The sequence below is a fragment of the Pseudomonas sp. NPDC089569 genome (assembly GCF_050280625.1).
Taxonomy (GTDB): Bacteria; Pseudomonadota; Gammaproteobacteria; order Pseudomonadales; family Pseudomonadaceae; genus Aquipseudomonas.
This window is the reverse complement of sequence record NZ_JBNNVQ010000024.1, coordinates 1-20,382: the sequence shown is the minus strand read 5'-3', so window position 1 is coordinate 20,382 and position 20,382 is coordinate 1. Positions and strand designations below refer to the sequence as shown.

Genomic DNA, 20,382 nt, shown 5'->3' with positions numbered 1-20,382 from the left:
TGATCAAATTCAAAGAGCAACGGGGGGAACAGCATCAAACATCATGGTGACGGCACCGGTGTAATCACCCGGCGCGAAGGTAGTGCCTTTTGCCGAAATCCGCAGCGGTGCACGGAAGTTGACATCGGACTCTGCTTCACCCACGACCATTTGCGGCGTGGTGGTCAGTTCCTTGTTGTTGAACTCGACTTTCAGGTCGATGGTGTCGGCACCGGCGATCAGCTTCGGTACGCTTTCCAGGCTGGCGTGCACCGAACCGTTGTTGTTGCGCACGTCGAAGAAACCGTTGACCTGGCCCATGCTCCCGGTGGTTGGGCTGTAGCTCATGTCCTGGTCCTTGTTGACCAGATCCGGGTCGACCGGGACCACATAGAAGCCATTGGTCGGTACATGGGCGACCAGGCTGATGGAGTGACGGGCCTCACCCGCGGCGAACACGGCGGAAGAACCCAGAGCCAGAACAGCCAGTGGAGCAGCAATCGCGAATTTCTTGAACATCATTCAGTACCTGTCTTTATCAATTTTCGATTCATTGAAACTTCTGCAGGAACAGAAAACAGTCACGAGCAGTTTTGTGTGCCGCAGAACTTTCAACGCCGAACAATGATCAGGCAATGCATCTGGAAAGTAAGCAGGCAAGTTCCTTAAAGTTCGTAGCCAAAGTGCTACGACCCTGGAAAGAAAAATACTTTAATAATGAAAAACTTGCTGTTCGCCTGTAAGAGAGAGACTACATCAAGCCACTGCACGAGGAATAAAGTCCAACTAGGCCTCAGCAACTTCTGTAGGACGGATATTACACTTCCAATAAATAAAGGCGCGAGTCGAACATTTAGAGAGTTAACACTAATTTCAACTTTTTCACCCATGGCAAAGCTCTATTTCGAGAGGGTGAATATGCCATTTTCAACGACGATTTTGCCTGTCGTTCTGCGGAGTGAAGATTCAGCCGTCCGTCGGTCAGCCTTGCCTACCACTCAAGATATATCTTAAGTTGTATCTAAACACGACGAGAGAAGGCAAAAATGAGAGACCATCATTCTCCCCACCGCGAACACGGTGACGGCTTCGAAAAACGCCCCGGCCGCGAACGCGGCGGCCGCGGCCCACGGGTATTCGCGCCCGGCGACCTGAAATTGCTGTTGCTGGCCTTGATCGCCGAACAGCCCTGTCACGGCTATGACCTGATCCGCCAGATCGAAGGCATGTTCGACGGTGCCTATAGCCCAAGCCCCGGTGTGATCTACCCGACCCTGACCTTTCTGGAAGAGAGCGAGATGATTCAGGGCGATGCCGAAGGTGGCAAAAAACGCTATTGCGTGACCGATGCCGGACGCCAGTCCCTGGCCGAGCAAGCGGTTGCCCTCGAAGGCGTGCGGGTGCGCATCGATGTCAGCAAACGCTCGTTGCGCGGACATGACCGCCCGGCACAAATCCACGAAGCGGTGCATAACCTGCGTCATGCCTTGCAAATGCACCATGGCCGCTGGAGCCCCGAAGAAATCCGGCGTGTGGCCACGTTGCTCAACAACACCGCCAAAGCCATCGTCGATGGCCCTGCCGTTCCAGTTGCCACGGAGAAAAGCGAATGACTGTCATACAGACCCAAGGCATCCACCGCGTGATGCATGAAATCAAACGCCGCCGTCTGCAAGTGCTGCGGGTGGTCGACCTGACGCCGCGCATGCGCCGGATTACCCTGGGCGGCCCCGAGCTGGCCGGCTTCATCAGCCTTGGCACGGACGACCACGTCAAATTGCTGTTCGCGCAGAACGCCCAGGAACAAGCCACGCTGGAAACCCTGGAGCTTGGTGCCGGCAAGGATCACGGACCGATGCCGGCCATGCGCGACTACACGCCGCGCCGCTACGACCCGCAAACCCTGGAACTGGACATCGACTTCGTGCTGCACGGCGACGGCCCCGCTTCGACCTGGGCCGAACAGGCCACGCCCGGGCAGTTCCTGCACATCGGCGGCCCGCGGGGTTCGATGATCGTGCCGGACATGTTCGACAGCTATCTGCTGATCGGCGACGAAACCGCCCTGCCCGCCATTGCCCGTCGCCTTGAAGGCCTGGCCGCCAATCGCCGGGCGCTGGTCATCGTGGAAGTGGAAAACGGCAAGGAACAGCAGGTGCTGGAAAGCGCCGCACAGGTCAATGTGATCTGGGTGCTGCGCGAGGGTGGCAAGGATCATTTGCTGACCACCGTGCGGCAGATCAAGGTGCCTTCGGGCAACCTGTATGCCTGGGTCGCGACCGAAAGCAAAGCCTCCCGGCAGATTCGCCGGGTGCTGCTTGATGAACACGGCCTGGACGAGCAATTCGTGAAGGCTGTGGGCTATTGGCGGCGGGATGACACCGACGACCTGTAGGAGCGAGCGGTGCGGCGATCCGACTTGCCCGCGAAGGCGGCCTCACGTCATGAGACACATTCGAAAACGCCTTCGCCGGCAAGCCTGGCTCCTACAGAAATGGGCCCCCCACAAAATAACGGTGTGTCGTTCCTAAGGGTTTGGATTAGCGGCGGCGATCCAGCGCGATCAACACCAGCGACACCAGAACAAACCCCACCAATAACCCGCTCGCATTGATGAACACCTGTGGATAACCCAGCTTGCCGACATCGATGAACGGGTATGGATAAGTCGCCAGCAGATGCCCACGCAGCAACGCATAGGCGAAGTAAGCCAGCGGATAAATGACCCACAAAACAATGTGCCGCCACCGTAGCTGGCCTTTGGGCACGCAACACCACCAATAGACCAGATACAGCAGCGGCATGATGTCGTGCAGCAGTTCATCGGCCAGCCGCTGCCAGCCTTCGGGGTGCCACAGGTGACGCAGCAACAGGTTGTAGGCCACGCCGACCACAATGATGCTCACGGCAATGCCACTGCTGACCCAAGGCTGCAGAAACCAGCGCCGTGCGGCCGATTCGCGGGACGTCACTTCGCAGGTCAGTACCGTCGCCACCAGCGTGTTGCTCAGCACGGTGAAATAGCTGAAGAAGCTCATCAGCCCGCCCAGCAGGCTGGCCGACAATGTCCAGCGTGAATAGAAAATCAGGTACAGCTGGATACTCAATCCAACCCAGCCCAATACGGCCGCGACGGTCACAAAGCGACGCCGTACGGCAATCCCGGGCGCCGAAGGGTTGACCATGTTCAGAGCGGACGCTTGGTGCGCATCAGTTTCACATACAAGCGTTCGACCTTCTCCCGCGCCCAGGGCGTCTTGCGCAGGAACGTCAGGCTCGACTTGATGCTGGGGTCACTCTTGAAGCAGCGGATATCGATACGCTCGGCCAATCCGGACCACTCGTAGTGTTCAACCAGAGCGTTGAGGATCTGCTCCAGGGTTACGCCATGCAGCGGGTCGGGGTTGTAATCGGTCATGCCGGGCCTTCAGTGATAGGGAATGGGACGCCGCGCACCTTAGCCGAGGGCTTCGTCGGGGGGAAGCGATCTATCAAATGTAGGTGAACCTGTAGGAGCGAGCATGCTCGCGATGGTCGTTAACGATAACGCGGGGAACCTGATGCCCCGCGGTGTCCTGTCTACCATCGCGAGCGTGCTCGCTCCTACAGAAACCCTGCGGCTTCCTGCACTGTTACCGAATCCGAAAGGATGCATGTCAGCAAAAGCCCTTTGTCTATCTGTAACAAAACATTATCCTTGCGCCCGCTTTAGCTGAAACGCTTCCGCAACCCCTTGCGTCCGCTGTTTTTCGTTATTTCCCAGAAAAAGATCAAGAATTCCCTTTCTATGCCTGACTTTAAAACTCCGAGAGACAGCGCTGTCTCAGCACCCGCTGCCAGTCGAAACATCTTGACGCTGATCGCTGGAGTCACCGCGCTGGGCCTGGTCTCCTGCGTTCAGGCGGCGTCTGCCTTCGATGGCGATTCCCCCTGGATGCTCGGCGACTGGAACGGCACGCGTACCGAACTCGCGGAAAAAGGCTACGACTTCAAAGTCGATTACACCGGCGAAATGGGCAGCAATCTTCACGGTGGCTACGACCACGACCGGACCGCGCGGTACAGCGACCAGTTTGGCCTGGGTACGCATCTGGACCTGCAGAAAATCCTCGGCTGGGACGCCGCCGAATTTCAGTTGACCGTCACCGAACGCAGCGGCAACAACATCAGCAACGACCGCATCAACGATCCGCGTGTCGGCGGCTTCACCTCGGCCCAGGAAGTCTGGGGCCGGGGCCAGACCTGGCGCCTGACGCAGATGTGGTATCAGCAGAAATTCTTTGATGAAAAGCTCGACATCAAGGCTGGCCGATTCGGCGAAGGCGAAGATTTCAACAGCTTCCCCTGCGACTTCCAGAACCTGGCGTTCTGTGGCTCTCAGGTAGGCAACTGGGCCGGTGGCATCTGGTACAACTGGCCGGTCAGCCAATGGGCGATGCGGGTCAAATATCACCTGACGCCGCAGCTCTACGCGCAGGTCGGCGCCTACGAGCAAAACCCCTCGAACCTCGATCGCGACAACGGCTTCAAGCTCAGCGGCAGCGGCACCCAGGGCACCGTCCTGCCGGTCGAACTGGTGTGGTCGCCCAAGCTCAATGGCCTGCCGGGTGAATACCGCGCCGGTTACTACTACAGCAGCGCCAGCGCCACCGATGTCTACAAGGACAGCAACGGCCAGCCCGCCGCCCTGAGTGGCCAGGCTTACCGCAGTGCATCGAGCAAACACGGGATGTGGCTGGGCGTCACGCAACAGCTCACCAGCCTTGCCAGCGACCATTCCCGTGGCCTGAGCGTATTTGCCAACGGCACCATGCACGACAAGAAAACCAACGCCATCGATAACTACGTGCAGGCCGGCGTGGTCTACAAGGGCCCGTTCGACAGCCGCGCCCGCGACGACATTGGCTTTGCCCTGGCCCGCGTCCATGTCAACCCGGCCTATCGCAAAAACGCCGAGGCGATCAATCAGGCGCATGGCGTTTTCGAATACGACGCCCCGTCCTTCCTGCCGCCGCAGGACACCGAATACAGCGCTGAACTCAATTACGGCGTGCACGTCACCAACTGGCTGACCGTACGCCCGAACCTGCAATACATCCGCCATCCCGGTGGCGTGGATCAGGTCGACGACGCGTTGATCGGCGGGATCAAGGTCCAATCATCGTTCTAACCAACACCCCAAACCCTTGTAGGAGCGAGCACGCTCGCGATGGTCGTCAACGATAACGCGGGGAACCTGATGCCCCGCGGTGCCCCGTCTACCATCGCGAGCATGCTCGCTCCTACAGGGGGTTATCTGAACCAGGCCCGCACAGGATCATCATCTACAGTGAACTTGCGCGGGTCTCACCAAAACATCACGGAGAACCACACTATGAGCACTGAAGGTGCTTTGAGTCGAAGCCGTCTGTTGCCGAGCCTGCTCGGTATTCTGCTGCTGCTGATGGGCCTGGCCATGCTGGCCGGGGGGATCAAGCTGAGCCTGCTCGGCGGCTCGCTGTACTACCTGCTGGCCGGTATCGGCCTGGCGCTGACCGGCGTGCTGCTGATCGCCGCCCGTCGCGCCGCGCTGGGTCTCTACGCACTGGTGTTGTTCGCCAGTACCCTGTGGGCGCTGTGGGAAGTCGGCCTGGACTGGTGGCAACTGGTGCCGCGCCTGGCCCTGCTGTTTGCGCTGGGGATCGTCATGTTGCTGCCCTGGTGGCGTCGTCCGCTGCTGCGCACAGGCCCGGCGCCGCTGGGCACCGGTGCGCTGAGCGTGGCCGTGGTGATCGCAGGCGCAACCGCGCTGGCCAGCCAGTTCACCAACCCCGGTGAAATCAAGGGACAACTGGACCGCGACAGCGTGCCGGGCATGACCAGCACCGCCCCGGCGATGCCGGACGGTGACTGGAACTCCTATGGCCGCAGCGCCCACGGCGATCGTTACTCGCCCCTGACGCAGATTACCGCGCAGAACGTGCACAAACTGGTGCCGGCCTGGACCTATCGCACCGGTGACCTGCCAGGGCCGAACGATCCGGGTGAAACCACCGCCGAAAACACTCCGCTGAAAGTCAACGGCATGCTCTACGTCTGCACGCCGCACAGCCAGGTGATCGCGCTGGACCCGGACAGCGGCAAGGAAATCTGGCGTTTCGATCCGAAGCTCTCCACGCAAAACGCGAAGAACTTCAAGGGTTGGGCGCACATGACCTGCCGTGGCGTGAGTTATCACGATGACGCCGTGTATGCCTCTGCACAGAGCCCGACCGGCAGCGCCAGTGCCGCGGTCGCCAGTGTCTGCCCGCGCCGGATCTTCCTGCCGACCGCCGACACCCGTCTGATCGCCCTCAATGCCGACACCGGCAAGATGTGCGAAGACTTCGGTGACAAGGGCCAGGTCGATCTGCGCGCCAATATCGGCAGTTTCGCCGCTGGCGGCTACTACTCCACATCGCCACCGGCCGTGACCAAGGACCTGGTGGTCATTGGCGGCCACGTCACCGACAACGTCTCCACCGACGAGCCGAGCGGCGTGATTCGCGCCTTCGACGTGCACACCGGCAAACTGGTGTGGAACTGGGACAGCGGCAACCCGGACGACACCGCGCCGATTGCCGAAGGCAAGACCTACACCCGCAACTCGCCGAACATGTGGTCGATGTTCGCCGTCGATGAAAAACTGGGCATGCTTTATCTGCCGATGGGCAACCAGACACCGGACCAGTTCGGTGGCGCGCGCACCCCGGAATCGGAATTGCACTCTGCCGGCCTGACCGCCCTGGACATCGCCACCGGCAAGGTGCGCTGGCACTTCCAGTTCACCCACCATGACCTGTGGGACATGGATGTGGGTGGCCAGCCAACCCTGATGGACCTCAAAACCCCTGACGGCGTGAAGCAGGCCGTGCTGGCCTCCACCAAGCAAGGCAGCATCTACGTGCTGGACCGCACCACCGGCAAGGCCATCGTGCCGATCAATGAAGTACCGGTGCCACAAGGCGCGGTGGAAGGCGACCATACGTCGCCTACCCAGCCGAAATCCGACCTGAACCTGATGCCTCCACCACTGCGCGAACGCGACATGTGGGGTGTGACACCGTTCGACCAGTTGATCTGCCGGATCAGCTTCAAATCCATGCGCTACGACGGCCCGTTCACGCCGCCATCGCTGCAAGGCTCGATCGTGTATCCGGGCAACTTCGGTGTGTTCGACTGGGGCGGCATCTCGGTTGACCCCGTACGTCAGATCGCTTTCGTGAACCCGGACTGGATGGCGTTCAAATCGAAACTGATACCGGCTGCCGAAATCGCCGCCCAGGGCCCGCGCAAGAGCGAAACCGAAGGCGTACAGCCCAACAAGGGCGCGCCTTATGGCGTGATTCTCGAACCGTTGCTGTCGCCGATGGGCCTGCCGTGCCAGGCGCCGGCCTGGGGCTATGTGGCCGCCATCGACCTGACCACCCATGAAAAAATCTGGATGCACAAGAACGGCACCGTGCGCGACAGCTCGCCGGTCCCGATTCCGCTGAGCATGGGCGTGCCAAGCCTTGGCGGCACCTTCACCACCGCCGGTGGCGTCGGGTTCCTGAGCGGCACACTCGATCAGTACCTGCGTGCCTACGACGTGAAAAACGGCAAGCAACTGTGGGAAGGCCGCCTGCCGGCCGGCGCACAAACCACGCCTATGACCTACACCGGCAAGGACGGCAAGCAATACGTGCTGGTCGTCGCCGGCGGTCATGGTTCGCTGGGCACCAAACAGGGTGACTATGTGATTACGTACAAGCTGTCCGAATAATCACCGTCCCCTGTAGGAGCGAGCACGCTCGCGATGGTCGTCAACGATAACGCGGGGAACCTGATGCCCCGCGGTGTCCCGTCTACCATCGCGAGCATGCTCGCTCCTACAGTCCGAAATCCAGCTAACCTGAATCCCTGCTGAATCCAGCTTCAACGCCACCCCATCATTGAAACCAGCGCCAACCTGCCCCATCTAAGCCCCATACCCATTGCGCAGGTGCCCCCATGAGCGACCAGCAAGAATTCCCCGAAGACCCGAGCGAATACGCCGACCCGGAAAACGCCCCGCACCACACCGCCGGCAAAGGCCTCGCCCTGCCTGGCCAGAACCTGCCGGACAAGGTTTACATCATCCCGATCCACAACCGACCGTTCTTCCCGGCCCAGGTGCTGCCGGTCATCGTCAATGAAGAACCCTGGGCGGAAACCCTGGATCTGGTGGCCAAGTCCGAACACAACTCCCTGGCCCTGTTCTACATGGACACGCCCCAGGAAGACCCGCGCCACTTCGACACCTCGGCCTTGCCGCTGTACGGCACGCTGGTCAAGGTGCACCACGCCAGCCGGGAAAACGGCAAGCTGCAGTTCGTCGCCCAGGGCCTGACCCGCGTGCGGCTGCGCACCTGGCTCAAGCACCATCGCCCGCCGTATCTGGTGGAGGTCGAATACCCGCATCAGCCCAGCGAGCCGACCGATGAGGTCAAGGCCTACGGCATGGCGCTGATCAATGCGATCAAGGAGCTTCTGCCGCTCAATCCGCTGTACAGCGAAGAGCTGAAGAATTACCTCAACCGCTTCAGCCCCAACGATCCGTCGCCGTTGACCGACTTCGCCGCCGCGCTGACGTCGGCCACCGGCAACGAATTGCAGGAAGTGCTCGACTGCGTGCCGATGCTCAAGCGCATGGAAAAAGTCCTGCCGATGCTGCGCAAGGAAGTCGAAGTCGCGCGCCTGCAAAAGGAAATTTCCGCTGAGGTGAACCGCAAGATCGGCGAGCACCAGCGCGAGTTCTTCCTCAAGGAGCAACTCAAGGTCATCCAGCAGGAGCTGGGGCTTACCAAGGACGATCGCAGTGCCGACCTTGAACAGTTCGAGCAGCGGCTGACCGGCAAGGTGCTGTCGTCCCAGGCGCAGAAACGCATCGAAGAGGAAATGAACAAGCTGTCAATCCTCGAAACCGGCTCGCCCGAATATGCCGTCACCCGCAATTATCTCGACTGGGCGACGTCGGTGCCGTGGGGCGTTTACGGCGAAGACAAGCTCGACCTCAAGCACGCGCGCAAGGTGCTGGACAAGCACCATGCCGGCCTGGATGACATCAAGGACCGCATCCTCGAATTCCTCGCGGTCGGTGCCTACAAAGGCGAGATCAGCGGCTCCATCGTGTTGCTGGTGGGCCCGCCAGGCGTGGGCAAGACCAGCGTCGGCAAATCCATCGCCGAGTCCCTGGGCCGGCCGTTCTACCGCTTCAGCCTCGGCGGCATGCGCGACGAGGCCGAGATCAAGGGTCACCGCCGCACCTACATCGGTGCGCAGCCGGGCAAACTGGTGCAGGCGTTGAAAGACGTCGAAGTGATGAACCCGGTGATCATGCTCGACGAGATCGACAAAATGGGCCAGAGCTACCAGGGCGACCCGGCCTCGGCGCTGCTCGAAACCCTGGATCCGGAGCAGAACGTCGAATTCCTCGATCACTACCTCGACCTGCGCATGGACCTGTCGAAAGTGCTGTTCGTCTGCACCGCCAACACCCTGGATTCGATACCAGGTCCCTTGCTCGACCGCATGGAAGTCATTCGCCTGTCGGGTTACATCACCGAAGAGAAAGTCGCCATCGCCAAGCGTCATCTTTGGCCGAAGCTGCTCGAAAAAGCGGGCGTTTCCAAGGGCAGCCTGAGCATCAGCGACAGCGCCCTCAAGGCCTTGATCGACGGCTACGCCCGTGAGGCCGGCGTGCGCCAGTTGGAAAAACAACTGGGCAAACTGGTGCGCAAGGCCGTGATGAGGCTGATCGACGATCCGAACGCGGTGATCAAACTCGGCCCCAAAGACCTCGAAGCGTCCCTTGGCCATCCAGTGTTCCGTAACGAGCAAGTACTGTCGGGCACGGGCGTGATCACCGGGCTTGCCTGGACCAGCATGGGCGGCGCAACCCTGCCGATCGAAGCCACGCGCATCCATACCTTCAATCGCGGCTTCAAGCTCACCGGGCAACTGGGCGATGTGATGAAGGAGTCGGCGGAGATCGCCTACAGCTACGTCAGTTCGCACCTGAAGTCGTTCGGCGGCGACGCGAAATTCTTCGACGAAGCCTTTGTCCACCTGCACGTACCGGAAGGCGCCACGCCCAAGGATGGCCCGAGTGCCGGCGTCACCATGGCCAGTGCCCTGTTGTCGCTGGCGCGCAATCAGCCACCGAAAAAGGGCGTGGCCATGACCGGCGAGCTGACCTTGACCGGGCATGTACTGCCCATTGGCGGGGTGCGCGAAAAAGTCATCGCGGCGCGGCGGCAGAAAATTTTCGAGCTGATCCTGCCGGAAGCCAACCGCGGCAACTTCGAGGAATTGCCGGAGTATCTGAAGGAAGGCATCACCGTGCATTTCGCCAAGCGGTTTGCGGATGTGGCGAAGGTGTTGTTCTGATGCGCTTGTAGCGACTGAACTACCGCTATCGCGAGCAGGCTCGCTCCCACAGTAATTAGTGGTGCCCACAAAATCTGTGTTCACTGCAAAACCGTGTGGGAGCGAGCCTGCTCGCGATGGCGTCGGCACTGACAACATCCATTTGCGACCCTGTCACATTTTGTCTCATCTCGGTTATGCTCGCCGTTCGTCGTGAACGCAGGAGCCACTGACCCCATGTCCCCCATCCGCCTGTTCGTCCCGCTGTCGATGGCCCTGCTGGCCGCCTGCGCCACACAACCTGCGCACAACGTGACGGTGGAAAAACAAAGCGAATGCCCGGTCACGCTCAGCAATGGGCAAAACCTGATTCTGACCCTGCCCAGCAACCCGACCACCGGCTACCGCTGGGCGATCCAGGATTCGGCCGGCGGTGTATTGCGCGCGCTCGGCCCCGAGGTCTACAGCAACCCGGAAGATGCAGGCATCGTCGGCGCGGCCGGGATTTCGACCTGGCGCTTCCAGGCGTTCGCGACCGGCACCGGCCGCTTGCGCCTGACCTCGCAACAGCCCTGGGCACCGGAAGTGCTGCCGGTGGAGTCGTTCGACTGCGCAATCTCGGTCAACTGACCATGGGCTGGCTGATCCTGGCGCTGATGGGCGCGGTGACCTTTCTCTACGGGCTGAGCATGCAGTCTGCACTGCTCTGCCTGCTGGTCAAGCCACTGCCTGTCCTGGCCCTGCTCGGCTGGCTGCATGACGCGCCGCCCGGCGACTATCGACGCTGGATCAGTCTTGGCTTGATCTTCTCCCTGCTCGGCGATGTGTTGCTGGCATGGCCGGGGGACTTGTTCGTGTTCGGCCTGGGCGCGTTTCTGGTCGCTCACCTGGCCTATCTGAAAGCCTATCTGAGCGATTGCCGACGCCTGGCGCCATTACCGCTGATCTTCGCCTCATGTGTCGGCTTCGTGCTGTTGGGCATTTTGATTGCCCATGGCCTGGGCCCATTGCTGGTCCCGGTGATCGTCTACGGTTGCGCCATCAGCGCCATGCTCTGGCGGGCGCTGGCTCGGCTCGGCACCGATGTGTCCAAGCGTTCGGCACTACTGGCGGCAGGCGGAGCGCTGGCATTTGTGTTTTCTGACAGTGTGATTGGCATCAGCCGCTTCGTGATGCCGTTCGATGCAGCACCCTATGTAATCATCCTCAGTTACTGGTTGGGGCAATGGGGAATTACCGCCTCGGCGTTTCGCGAGCAGGCTCGCTCCCACATTTGATCTGCGCCGCACACACACTTGTGTCTGACTGAGCCCCCTTTGTGGGAGCGAGCCTGTTCCGGGCGGCGTTCCGACGATAGCAGTCTCAATGACAACCACATCTGCGGACCTGCCCGCCGGTTTATCAGACAACCCGCGCATCAGTGCGCCAACTTGGCTAAAATGCCGGCCTTTTCCCCCCACACCGCCGGAACCGCCGTGAGCAAAGAACCCGATCGCCTTTTCGCCCAGCCTTTGGCCCAGGTGCCTGACTTCGCCTTCAACGAAGACGTGGTGCGGGTGTTTCCGGACATGATCAAGCGTTCGGTGCCGGGTTATCCGACCATCGTGGAAAACCTCGGCGTGCTCGCCGCGCAGTTTGCCCAGCCCAACAGCGTGCTGTATGACCTCGGTGCGTCCCTCGGCGCGGTGACTCAGGCCCTGCGCCGGCATGTACGGACCGACGGCTGCCGGGTCATCGCTGTGGATAACTCCGCCGCCATGGTCGAACGCTGCCGTGAATACCTCAAGGGACAGGACTCGATGTTCCAGGAACTGCTGCCGGTGGAGGTGATCGAGGGCGATATTCTTGCCCTGCCCTTGCAACCGGCCTCGGTGGTGGCGTTGAACTTCACCCTGCAATTCATTGCACCCGAGCAGCGTCTGGCCCTGCTGGGACGTATCCGCCAGTCGCTGTTGCCGGGTGGCGCGCTGATTCTGTCGGAGAAACTGCGTTTCGAAGACGCGCAAGAGCATGCCCTGCTCACCGACCTGCACATCGCCTTCAAACGCGCCAACGGCTACAGCGAACTGGAAATCGCCCAGAAGCGCAGCGCCATCGAAAACGTCATGAAGCCCGACAGCCTCGAAGAACACCGTGAACGCCTGCTGGCCGCCGGTTTCTCGAAAGTCGTGCCGTGGTTCCAGTGCCTTAATTTTGCCTCGTTGATTGCCTTGCCATGATTGATCTGTCCCCCCTCGCCCGCCGCCTGGCCGGTACACCGTTGGCCGATTGGGCCAACACCCTGCAAGCACAGCTCGACAGGAAAATGGAAAAAGGCCATGGCGACCTCGAGCGCTGGCAAAGTGCGCTGGATGCCCTGCCGAACATTCAGCCCAGCGAAGTCGATCTGCTCGACGGCTTGAAGCTGGACACCGCTTGCGACGATGAAACCCGTGCGCAAATGCGCACCGCATTGATGGGACTGTCCCCTTGGCGCAAAGGGCCGTTCGACCTGTTCGGCGTGCACGTCGACACCGAATGGCGCTCGGACTGGAAGTGGTCGCGGGTCGCCCCGCACCTGGACCTTGCAGGCAAGCGCATCCTCGATGTCGGTTGCGGAAACGGCTATTACATGTGGCGCATGCTCGGTGCCGGCGCCGACAGCGTGATCGGTGTCGATCCGAACTGGCTGTTCTTCTGCCAGTTCCAGGCCGTGCAGCGTTACCTGTCACAGCCCAATGCCTGGCACCTGCCCTTCCCCTTCGAAGATTTGCCAGCGAACCTCGAAGGTTTCGACACTGTGTTTTCCATGGGCGTGTTCTACCACCGCCGCTCGCCGATCGAGCATTTGCTGGCGCTCAAGGATTGCCTGGTCAAGGGCGGCGAGCTGGTGCTCGAAACCCTGGTGATCGAAGGCGATCAGCACCAGGTGCTGGTGCCGGAAGACCGTTACGCACAGATGCGCAACGTGTGGTTCCTGCCGTCGGTACCGGCCCTCGAACTATGGCTGCGTCGCGCGGGATTCACGGATGTGCGTTGCGTGGACGTCAGCCACACGACGGTCGAAGAACAGCGCAGCACCGAATGGATGAAGTACCAGTCGCTGAGCGATTTCCTCGACCCTGAGGACCACAGCAAAACCATCGAAGGGCTGCCGGCGCCGATGCGGGCTGTCATCGTGGCGAAGAAATAACCCAGTCTTCCAGACACTAGATAATCCTGTGGGAGCTGGCTTGCCAGCGATAGCGGTGAATCAGTCGACATCAATGTTTGATGTGCCGACGCCATCGCTGGCAAGCCAGCTCCCACAGGTTGGTGTTGTCATTCAGATTGTGGTTTTGCCCGCCGCGCCTTGAAGAACTCGGTCAGCACCGTGCCACATTCTTCGGCCAGCACCCCGCCTTCGTACAGCACCCGGTGATTGAGAAAACCCTGGGTGAAGAACTGTCCCTGACTCTGAACGATACCGGCCTTGGGCTCCAGGGCGCCGTAAACGACGCGAGTGATCCGTGAATGCACGATCAGCCCGGCGCACATGCTGCACGGTTCCAGCGTGACGTACAGCGTGCTGCCCGGCAGGCGATAGTTGCTGACTGCCTGGGCGGCGGCACGGATGGCGACCATCTCGGCGTGTGCACTGGGGTCACTGCTGCTGATCGGGCAATTGAAGCCACGACCGATGATTTCTCCATCCTGCACCAGCACCGCGCCGACCGGCACTTCACCCAGTGCAGCACCTTGAGCGGCCATGGCGAGGGCCTCGCGCATGAAATCGCGGTCACGGCTGCGGTCGATGATCGCAGCGGGGCGGATTTGACGCATCACGCCACCTCGATGGCGGCCATCAGGCCGGTTTCCATGTGGTCGATCACATGGCAGTGGAACATCCAGACACCGGGGTTATCCGCCACCAGCGCCACCTGTGCACGCTCGTTCTTGCCCAACAGGTAAGTGTCGGTGAAGTACGGGACGATCTTTTTGCGGTTCGAGGCGAGGACCTTGAAGCTCATGCCGTGCAGGTGAACCGGGTGCTGGTACTGAGTCATGTTCTTCAATTCGAAAATGTAGCTCTTGCCCTTCTCCAGCTTGGCAATCGGGCGGTCGGCACAGGTCTTGTCGGTGATGTCCCAGGCCTTGCCGTTGATTTGCCACAGGCTTGGCGGCTTGCCATTGTCGACGTTGACCGACACCGATCCGACCCATTCGAAATTGAAGTTGAGTTTGATGGCATTGGCCAGGTCCGGTTCGGCGATCGGGTTGGCCGGCAGCGCCGGTGGCCATTCGGTCGGCGCATCGGTATTGGCCACCGAACGCAAGGTGCCCAGTCGTACCGGGCCATTACGCAGCGGCAACTCCTCACCGGCCGGCGGAGCCTTGATCGCCAGGCAAATGCGCATGCCAGGCCCGAGCCAGTACTCCTTGCCCAGCGGCCGTGGCTCGACGGGATTGCCATCCAGCGCATAAATCTGCGCCTCTACACCGGGAATATTGATGCGGTAGGTCAGGGTGTTGTCGAGATTGAGCAGGCGCACACGGGTAATCTGCCCGGCCGGAAGATCGATCACCGGTTGCGGGGCACCGTTGATGGTCGACAGACGCCCCGCCGTACCACCGCGTGCCGCCTCGCGCGGAATGCTGAATTCGACGAAATTGCCCTCGTCATCGACATGCCAGCTCTTCAGGCTCAAGGTCTTCTCGTACTTGAAACCGGTCGGCTCGCGTTCTTCAACGATCAATGGCCCGACCAGCCCGCGCCCCAACTCCTCGCTACTGCTGACATGCGGGTGATACCAATAGCTGCCGGCATCCGGTACGCGGAATTTGTAATCGAAATACTCGCCCGGAAGCACCGGCAACTGCGAGACATAAGGCACGCCGTCCATTTCCAGCGGCAGGCGGATGCCATGCCAGTGAATGGTGGTGGCAACCGGCAGGTGGTTGATGAATCGCACCCGCAGCCATTCACCCTGGCGTACACGCAATTCCGTACCCGGCGCCGAAGGGCCGAACGCCCAGGCCGGCGTCTTGTGCCCCGGCACCAGTTCGACATCCAGCGGTGCCGCGATCAGCTCATAATCGTGGCCGGCATCAGCCTCCGCCCGTTTGCCCAGCCAATAGCGCGACGCGCCGCCGGCCCCCATGCCAACGACAACAAGACCGGCCAGGCCACCGAGTATTTGGCGACGGGTAAAGGACATGAACTCAACTACCTCACGAATCAACGACAGGCCGGCGGCCTGGAAAAGGCGAATACGATACACCTGCAACTGCGAAACAGTAAGGGTGACTTGGGGACGCACGTCTGATCATTCGGGGCAATAACTATGTAGTGCACCCGCCCTGAACGGAACGTGCATCCTCGGCGCCCGTCTCTCAAGGAGTGAGAATGCATGAGCCCGAACGAAACCCGCCCCCTGCCCAATGCCGCCGACAAGGCTGCGCTGAAGGCGATTGCGACTAGCATCGTCCAAACCTGTCCCAGCTTGCAGGACGCCGCCCATGAGGTCGCCGCAGACCTACTGAAAAAATACGGCATCACCGGCCTCGATCCGGACCGGGTGTATTTCCATCGTTTCGATGCAGCCCAAAGCAGCTCGAAAGCGTTCACCGGCTGGGAACACGTCAATGCGACGCCGACATCAACCCTGACCCTGACACAGCTTGTCATTCATCGGTTTCGCGTCGCCGATCAGGACAACGCCGATCTGCTCGATGTGTACGCAGGCTTCTACACCGCCGGGCCGAATGCCGGCACTTTCAATGAGACCAACGAAGTTCGCCTGCACGGCAACGACGTGCTCAAGGATTTCTGGAGCATCGACTTCAGCTCGCGCTACAACGAGCGCCTGACGGCGTTCTGGAAGGACTCCGGCGATAACTTCCGTACCCTGGCCAAATGCAACTTCCTCATCGAGGCCGTTCGGGCACGGGATAAGCGGCAGTTGAGCGATGAAGATTTCCGGTTCGTCACCCAGGCGGCCGTTGGCCCGCTCACCTGGCCGCTCAGCTTGCAGTTCCTGCAATCGAAAGCCACTGGCGCCGACTGTGTTCGAACCCTGGATGTCGGTGGATACATCGCGACCAACATTCTCCGTTTTGTTGCTCCCAAGGGGCGGCAGATCCTTTATCTGCCCGGTGAAACCGATGCTTTCCAGGTACTGGAAACCGCCACCGACATGCATTTCTGGATGCTGGTGAAGATGAACAAAAAGGAAGTGCGCCAAGGGTTCATGGCGCACTTCCCGCTCGCTGAACGTCAGGAGATCGAAGACAGCATCACCGACCTGATGAACCGGTTGGTCAGCACTTGGGGCCACTACGACCATCACCTGATCAATCAGGCCAACCAGGTCATTGCCGGCGACGTATTCAGTTGGCTGCAAACCTCCACCGAATCGGCGATGTTCGCCGAAGCCGCGCTGGCACTGACCTCCAACGCAGATTTGCGCAAAAAACTCTGGATCGGTTACCTCAGCGCCGGTGTGAAAGTATTCGCGCCGATGGCCGTCATCGGGTGGCCTGTCGCGTTGCCAGTGATCGGCGCCAGCATCGCCAGCATGGGGTTGAACATCGATCAGGCGGTCAATGGCAAAAATTCCGAAGAGCGCAAGGCGGGCATTCTCGGCGCGGTGCTCAGCGGCATCGACATGCTGTTCAATGTGCTGGTGCTCAAGGGACCGGGATCACTGGAAGAAATAGGCCCCGAAATCGACGCCGCCGAGGCCGAAGAAGTGGCTGAATTGAAGGAGGCGACGCAACCGGCGACAGACACGGAGCCCACGCCTGTCGAGCCGACAGACAACACGGGCGCAACGATTGATGTCACGGAAATCGAAGATCCCGAATTGCGAGCCTGGGCCCTCGGCGGCGCGGATGACCTGGAACCCACGCCAGGCACCTCCGACACCTCAGGCGTAACGAGCCGCTTCGACTCGAGCCAGCAAGTGCAACGGGACACGCTGATTCGCGATGCCCGTGCCTGGTATCAGGCCAATCCACTCTCGCCGCGCCTGCCCTTCGTTTCTTCGGCGCCGGTCGAGTCACCCGGCGAGTTGTTCGATGCTGCGTTTACCGAGAAACCGGGACTTGTCATCGGCGAGAGCCGAGGCAGTATCGGCAGCAAACAGTTCCTGATCGAAAACATGCCGGCCCTTGCCCAACGAGGCGTGAAGACGTTGTACGTGCAAGAGCTGCTGGTCAACGTCAACCAGTCCGGGCTGGACACGTTCGCCCGTACCGGCGAAATGCCCACGGAGCTGGAGCACTACCTGCAAAAGCTCGATTTCATGGCAGGTAACGACCCCGACAACCGCTTTACGCTCACGCAACTGGTCAAAACCGCCCAAACCCAGCGCATACGCGTACAGGCGCTGGACACGTCCACCACCTACAACATCAACCGGGCACCTTTCGGTTCGGAACCGGACGCGCCAATGACCCGGCGATTCCTGGCCAGCCAGATCATTCGTCTCAACCAGCAAATGAAAGCCCCGGCAAAATGGGTCGCCTTGGTGGATCGGGAGCACATGACCACCTTCAGAGGCTACCAGGGCATCGCTGAACAGAGCGACGCCCTGAGCATTCGCATCGATGATGTAGCGCCAGGTCAGGCAGCGCCCATCAGCGCCGATCCGGGTGTGATGGTGGAGTACTCCGATTATCCCGGTTCTGCCGTTTATGACGCCGTTGAAAGCACGCCGGATTTCGACGCCATTCATGCGCAGATCCAGGGAAACTGGCGCGTACAGATGGAAACACCCTGGGCTTACAGGACTGCGCAAGAACTTCGAGCGCTGTTGCCGGAACCGGGAATGTTCACCTTTCAACGCTATCGAAACAGCGTTCTGGTGGTGTATCGCGACAACGCACATCGAATGGCGGACAGTGTCATTCGCACGACACCCGGCGGCCGAATCAATCTGGACACGCCAATGCGGCCGGCCTACGACTCCATGACCGTCGACAGTCTCGACGAGCTCAAGCAGGCATTGGTGGAAAAAGGCCTGCGGCCGATGGGATGGCCTCCTACTTCGCTATCGGGTGAACGTTCACCGGCGCCGACGGGGTCAGGGCTAGCGACTCTCGACAACTGGCAAGCCAATGAAGTGCTCGATGGCATGACACCCGTCACCGAGCCCGGAAAATTCCGGGGCATCTACCGACTCGATTCCAATCCATCGACGGCCATCCTGCTCGACGAAAAGGCGTTCTATGTGCGCTATGAATCCGACGCCAACGGCGCCGGCACCTGGGCCATCATCGACCCGCAAAACCCGAACGCTTTTTCAGGCTCATTGCCGGTGCGCCTGAACGAGAACGGTGAATGGGAGTTGGCACCGCGGGGTGATCTGAAGGGCGGCGGCAATGATGTGGGGAGCCTGTCGACAAGCGCTGCCGAACATTCGGCGCCCATCACCCTGCGCTTCCCCCTCACACGCTACGATGCCCCCAAACGCTATAGCCTCAGGAAACTGGCGTTGGGCATACGGGAAACGCACATCAAACTCATGCGGTTGCCCGACGGTACGATGAAAGGAATAACCACTTACGACGAACATGTCGCTGCCCTGCGTCTGGCGTTGTCACGTGATGCCAACACTTTCTTCACTCGCACTGACCTTTTCGCGTCCTTGCCTGCGCGCCCGGCCATGCCTGTCGTAACACCTGCGACCACCGCCCCGGAACTGATCGAGCGTATTTTGAACCAGGCGCCGGGCCTGGTCGTGGGTGAGAGTCAGGACCGAATCGCCAGCATGCGTTTTCTCATCGAGAACATGCCGGTCCTGTCCAGACACGGAGTCAGGACACTGTATTTCCATCGTTTGCTCAACGACTTCAGTCAGGTTGATCTGAACGCGTTCGCCAGCACCGGAACAATGTCCGACGACCTCGAAGCGTTTTTGCAACAGCTGCAGAGTGACCCGTCAGGGCGCTACACACCGCTGGAAGTGGTCAGGGCCGCCCGACTCAACGGGGTTCGCGTTCAAGCCACCGACTGCCTGGCAAGCTACCGCTATCCGGGGCCACCGTATCCCGAGCGACAGGAGCAAACCATCAAGAACTACCTCACCCACACGATCATGCAGGCCAACGAATCAATCAATGACTCAGGCAAATGGGTAGTGCTGACCGACCAGGAAAACATCAATACCTTTCGGGGCATGCCCGGCATCAGTGAGTTGCACGGCGGTGTGGGTTTGCGCATCGAAGAGATTCAACCGCAAGACTCCTTGCTGATCGAGATGGACCGCGGAATCGAAGTTGGCCGTGGATACTCCAACCTGCCCTCCACCCCCAGCGGAAACCTGGAAACCCTGTACGCAGACCTGAGCCTGCAAATGCCAATGCCGCCCATTGAAAGAACCGAGCAGGCGCTCGAAAGGCTATTGTTGCGCCAGGGCATGTTCACCTTCGAAAAATCCGCTGAAACCTGGACATTGATTCATCGCGGCAGGGACAACCGGATCGCGCGAACGCTGGTGGAGCGCACCCTCGACGGCCACTACCTGATCAATCGCCCGTCATGGACGGATATCCACCAGGTGCATTACCCCACTGTCGCCGAAATGTCCGGGGCATTGAGCCGGATGGGCATGGCACTCGAAGGCCGGCTGCCGCTCTGATTGAGTGTCTGTTGCCACTACGCCACATGCAAAAAGCCCCCGGTCTCACGACCGGGGGCTTTCTTGTGGTTATCGCATCGAGCCGGCGTTTACAGGCTCAACAACGATCATTCCCACTCAATGGTCGCCGGCGGCTTGCTCGACACGTCGTAGGTAACGCGGGAGATGCCGTCGATTTCATTGATGATGCGGCCGGAAACGGTTTCCAGCAGCTCGTAAGGCAAGTGTGCCCAACGCGCCGTCATGAAGTCGATGGTTTCCACGGCACGCAGGGCCACGACCCAGGCGTAACGACGGCCCCCAAGTTCAAGATGTCTCCAACCCCAGCAACCGAGCATCCCCCATGCCAAAACCCTCCGGGCTGATCGTCTTTGAATCGGCAGACGACATTCAA

General features: G+C 60.5%; 15 protein-coding genes and 1 pseudogene. 10 read left to right on the top strand and 6 right to left on the bottom strand.

The window, feature by feature from the left end; translation table 11 throughout:
- Window positions 1-9 precede the first annotated feature (9 nt).
- Window positions 10-498 (bottom strand): CS1 type fimbrial major subunit, encoded by a 489-nt coding sequence (locus tag ACQKP2_RS12855; protein WP_427576883.1) that lies wholly within the window; start codon window positions 496-498, stop codon window positions 10-12.
- 527 nt (window positions 499-1,025) lie between these two features.
- Here ACQKP2_RS12855 and ACQKP2_RS12850 point away from each other — a divergent pair.
- Window positions 1,026-1,592, top strand: a complete 567-nt coding sequence (locus ACQKP2_RS12850; protein WP_427576881.1) for a PadR family transcriptional regulator — start codon at window positions 1,026-1,028, stop codon at window positions 1,590-1,592.
- Complete coding sequence (locus ACQKP2_RS12845; RefSeq protein WP_427576879.1) at window positions 1,589-2,374, top strand: siderophore-interacting protein; 786 nt, start codon at window positions 1,589-1,591, stop codon at window positions 2,372-2,374. The genes ACQKP2_RS12850 and ACQKP2_RS12845 overlap by 4 nt, the downstream gene beginning before the upstream one ends.
- Before the next feature lie 145 nt (window positions 2,375-2,519).
- Here ACQKP2_RS12845 and ACQKP2_RS12840 read toward each other — a convergent pair whose 3' ends face one another.
- Window positions 2,520-3,164, bottom strand: a complete 645-nt coding sequence (locus tag ACQKP2_RS12840) for a Pr6Pr family membrane protein (protein ID WP_427576877.1) — start codon at window positions 3,162-3,164, stop codon at window positions 2,520-2,522.
- Window positions 3,165-3,166: 2 nt separating this feature from the next.
- On the bottom strand, window positions 3,167-3,397 hold the full coding sequence (locus tag ACQKP2_RS12835) for a VF530 family DNA-binding protein (RefSeq protein WP_427576876.1): 231 nt from the start codon (window positions 3,395-3,397) through the stop codon (window positions 3,167-3,169).
- Between the two features lie 369 nt (window positions 3,398-3,766).
- On the opposite strand from ACQKP2_RS12835, the gene ACQKP2_RS12830 reads away from it, so the two are divergent.
- The 7 genes from ACQKP2_RS12830 to cmoB all read left to right on the top strand — a co-directional run bounded on the left by ACQKP2_RS12830 (window position 3,767) and on the right by cmoB (window position 13,558).
- A complete protein-coding gene (locus ACQKP2_RS12830) occupies window positions 3,767-5,149 on the top strand; it encodes a carbohydrate porin (RefSeq protein WP_427576874.1) in 1,383 nt (460 codons plus the stop codon).
- A gap of 204 nt (window positions 5,150-5,353) precedes the next feature.
- Window positions 5,354-7,762: a glucose/quinate/shikimate family membrane-bound PQQ-dependent dehydrogenase gene (locus ACQKP2_RS12825; RefSeq protein WP_427576873.1), complete on the top strand. Its 2,409-nt coding sequence runs from the start codon at window positions 5,354-5,356 to the stop codon at window positions 7,760-7,762.
- A gap of 227 nt (window positions 7,763-7,989) precedes the next feature.
- Window positions 7,990-10,407: an endopeptidase La gene (lon, locus tag ACQKP2_RS12820; RefSeq protein ID WP_427576871.1), complete on the top strand. Its 2,418-nt coding sequence runs from the start codon at window positions 7,990-7,992 to the stop codon at window positions 10,405-10,407.
- A 216-nt stretch (window positions 10,408-10,623) separates the two neighbouring features.
- Window positions 10,624-11,016, top strand: coding sequence for a protease inhibitor I42 family protein (locus ACQKP2_RS12815; RefSeq protein WP_427576869.1), 393 nt, complete (start codon window positions 10,624-10,626; stop codon window positions 11,014-11,016).
- A 2-nt stretch (window positions 11,017-11,018) separates the two neighbouring features.
- Entirely contained in the window at window positions 11,019-11,663 is a 645-nt protein-coding gene (locus ACQKP2_RS12810; RefSeq protein ID WP_427576867.1) for a lysoplasmalogenase, read from the top strand.
- 162 nt (window positions 11,664-11,825) lie between these two features.
- Window positions 11,826-12,605 carry a carboxy-S-adenosyl-L-methionine synthase CmoA gene (gene cmoA / locus ACQKP2_RS12805; RefSeq protein ID WP_427576944.1) on the top strand — a complete coding sequence of 260 codons (780 nt, stop codon included), beginning with the start codon at window positions 11,826-11,828 and terminating at the stop codon, window positions 12,603-12,605.
- Window positions 12,602-13,558, top strand: coding sequence for a tRNA 5-methoxyuridine(34)/uridine 5-oxyacetic acid(34) synthase CmoB (cmoB, locus tag ACQKP2_RS12800; protein ID WP_427576865.1), 957 nt, complete (start codon window positions 12,602-12,604; stop codon window positions 13,556-13,558). Before cmoA ends, cmoB begins: the two co-directional genes overlap by 4 nt.
- A gap of 128 nt (window positions 13,559-13,686) precedes the next feature.
- Here cmoB and tadA read toward each other — a convergent pair whose 3' ends face one another.
- Window positions 13,687-14,187, bottom strand: a complete 501-nt coding sequence (tadA, locus tag ACQKP2_RS12795; RefSeq protein ID WP_427576863.1) for a tRNA adenosine(34) deaminase TadA — start codon at window positions 14,185-14,187, stop codon at window positions 13,687-13,689.
- Complete coding sequence (locus ACQKP2_RS12790; RefSeq protein WP_427576942.1) at window positions 14,187-15,563, bottom strand: multicopper oxidase family protein; 1,377 nt, start codon at window positions 15,561-15,563, stop codon at window positions 14,187-14,189. The genes tadA and ACQKP2_RS12790 overlap by 1 nt, the downstream gene beginning before the upstream one ends.
- Before the next feature lie 192 nt (window positions 15,564-15,755).
- Between ACQKP2_RS12790 and ACQKP2_RS12785 the strand changes: the two genes are divergently transcribed.
- On the top strand, window positions 15,756-19,988 hold the full coding sequence (locus ACQKP2_RS12785; RefSeq protein ID WP_427576861.1) for a dermonecrotic toxin domain-containing protein: 4,233 nt from the start codon (window positions 15,756-15,758) through the stop codon (window positions 19,986-19,988).
- A gap of 107 nt (window positions 19,989-20,095) precedes the next feature.
- Here ACQKP2_RS12785 and ACQKP2_RS12780 read toward each other — a convergent pair.
- Window positions 20,096-20,382 (bottom strand): annotated as a pseudogene (locus ACQKP2_RS12780) (hypothetical protein); the annotation flags it as partial.

Coding starts and splice junctions, on each gene's coding strand:
- ACQKP2_RS12855 (WP_427576883.1), bottom strand. CDS start 498: ATGTTCAAGAAATTCGCGATTGCTGCTCCACTGGCTGTTCTGGCTCTG.
- ACQKP2_RS12850 (WP_427576881.1), top strand. CDS start 1,026: ATGAGAGACCATCATTCTCCCCACCGCGAACACGGTGACGGCTTCGAA.
- ACQKP2_RS12845 (WP_427576879.1), top strand. CDS start 1,589: ATGACTGTCATACAGACCCAAGGCATCCACCGCGTGATGCATGAAATC.
- ACQKP2_RS12840 (WP_427576877.1), bottom strand. CDS start 3,164: ATGGTCAACCCTTCGGCGCCCGGGATTGCCGTACGGCGTCGCTTTGTG.
- ACQKP2_RS12835 (WP_427576876.1), bottom strand. CDS start 3,397: ATGACCGATTACAACCCCGACCCGCTGCATGGCGTAACCCTGGAGCAG.
- ACQKP2_RS12830 (WP_427576874.1), top strand. CDS start 3,767: ATGCCTGACTTTAAAACTCCGAGAGACAGCGCTGTCTCAGCACCCGCT.
- ACQKP2_RS12825 (WP_427576873.1), top strand. CDS start 5,354: ATGAGCACTGAAGGTGCTTTGAGTCGAAGCCGTCTGTTGCCGAGCCTG.
- lon (WP_427576871.1), top strand. CDS start 7,990: ATGAGCGACCAGCAAGAATTCCCCGAAGACCCGAGCGAATACGCCGAC.
- ACQKP2_RS12815 (WP_427576869.1), top strand. CDS start 10,624: ATGTCCCCCATCCGCCTGTTCGTCCCGCTGTCGATGGCCCTGCTGGCC.
- ACQKP2_RS12810 (WP_427576867.1), top strand. CDS start 11,019: ATGGGCTGGCTGATCCTGGCGCTGATGGGCGCGGTGACCTTTCTCTAC.
- cmoA (WP_427576944.1), top strand. CDS start 11,826: ATGCCGGCCTTTTCCCCCCACACCGCCGGAACCGCCGTGAGCAAAGAA.
- cmoB (WP_427576865.1), top strand. CDS start 12,602: ATGATTGATCTGTCCCCCCTCGCCCGCCGCCTGGCCGGTACACCGTTG.
- tadA (WP_427576863.1), bottom strand. CDS start 14,187: ATGCGTCAAATCCGCCCCGCTGCGATCATCGACCGCAGCCGTGACCGC.
- ACQKP2_RS12790 (WP_427576942.1), bottom strand. CDS start 15,563: ATGTCCTTTACCCGTCGCCAAATACTCGGTGGCCTGGCCGGTCTTGTT.
- ACQKP2_RS12785 (WP_427576861.1), top strand. CDS start 15,756: ATGAGCCCGAACGAAACCCGCCCCCTGCCCAATGCCGCCGACAAGGCT.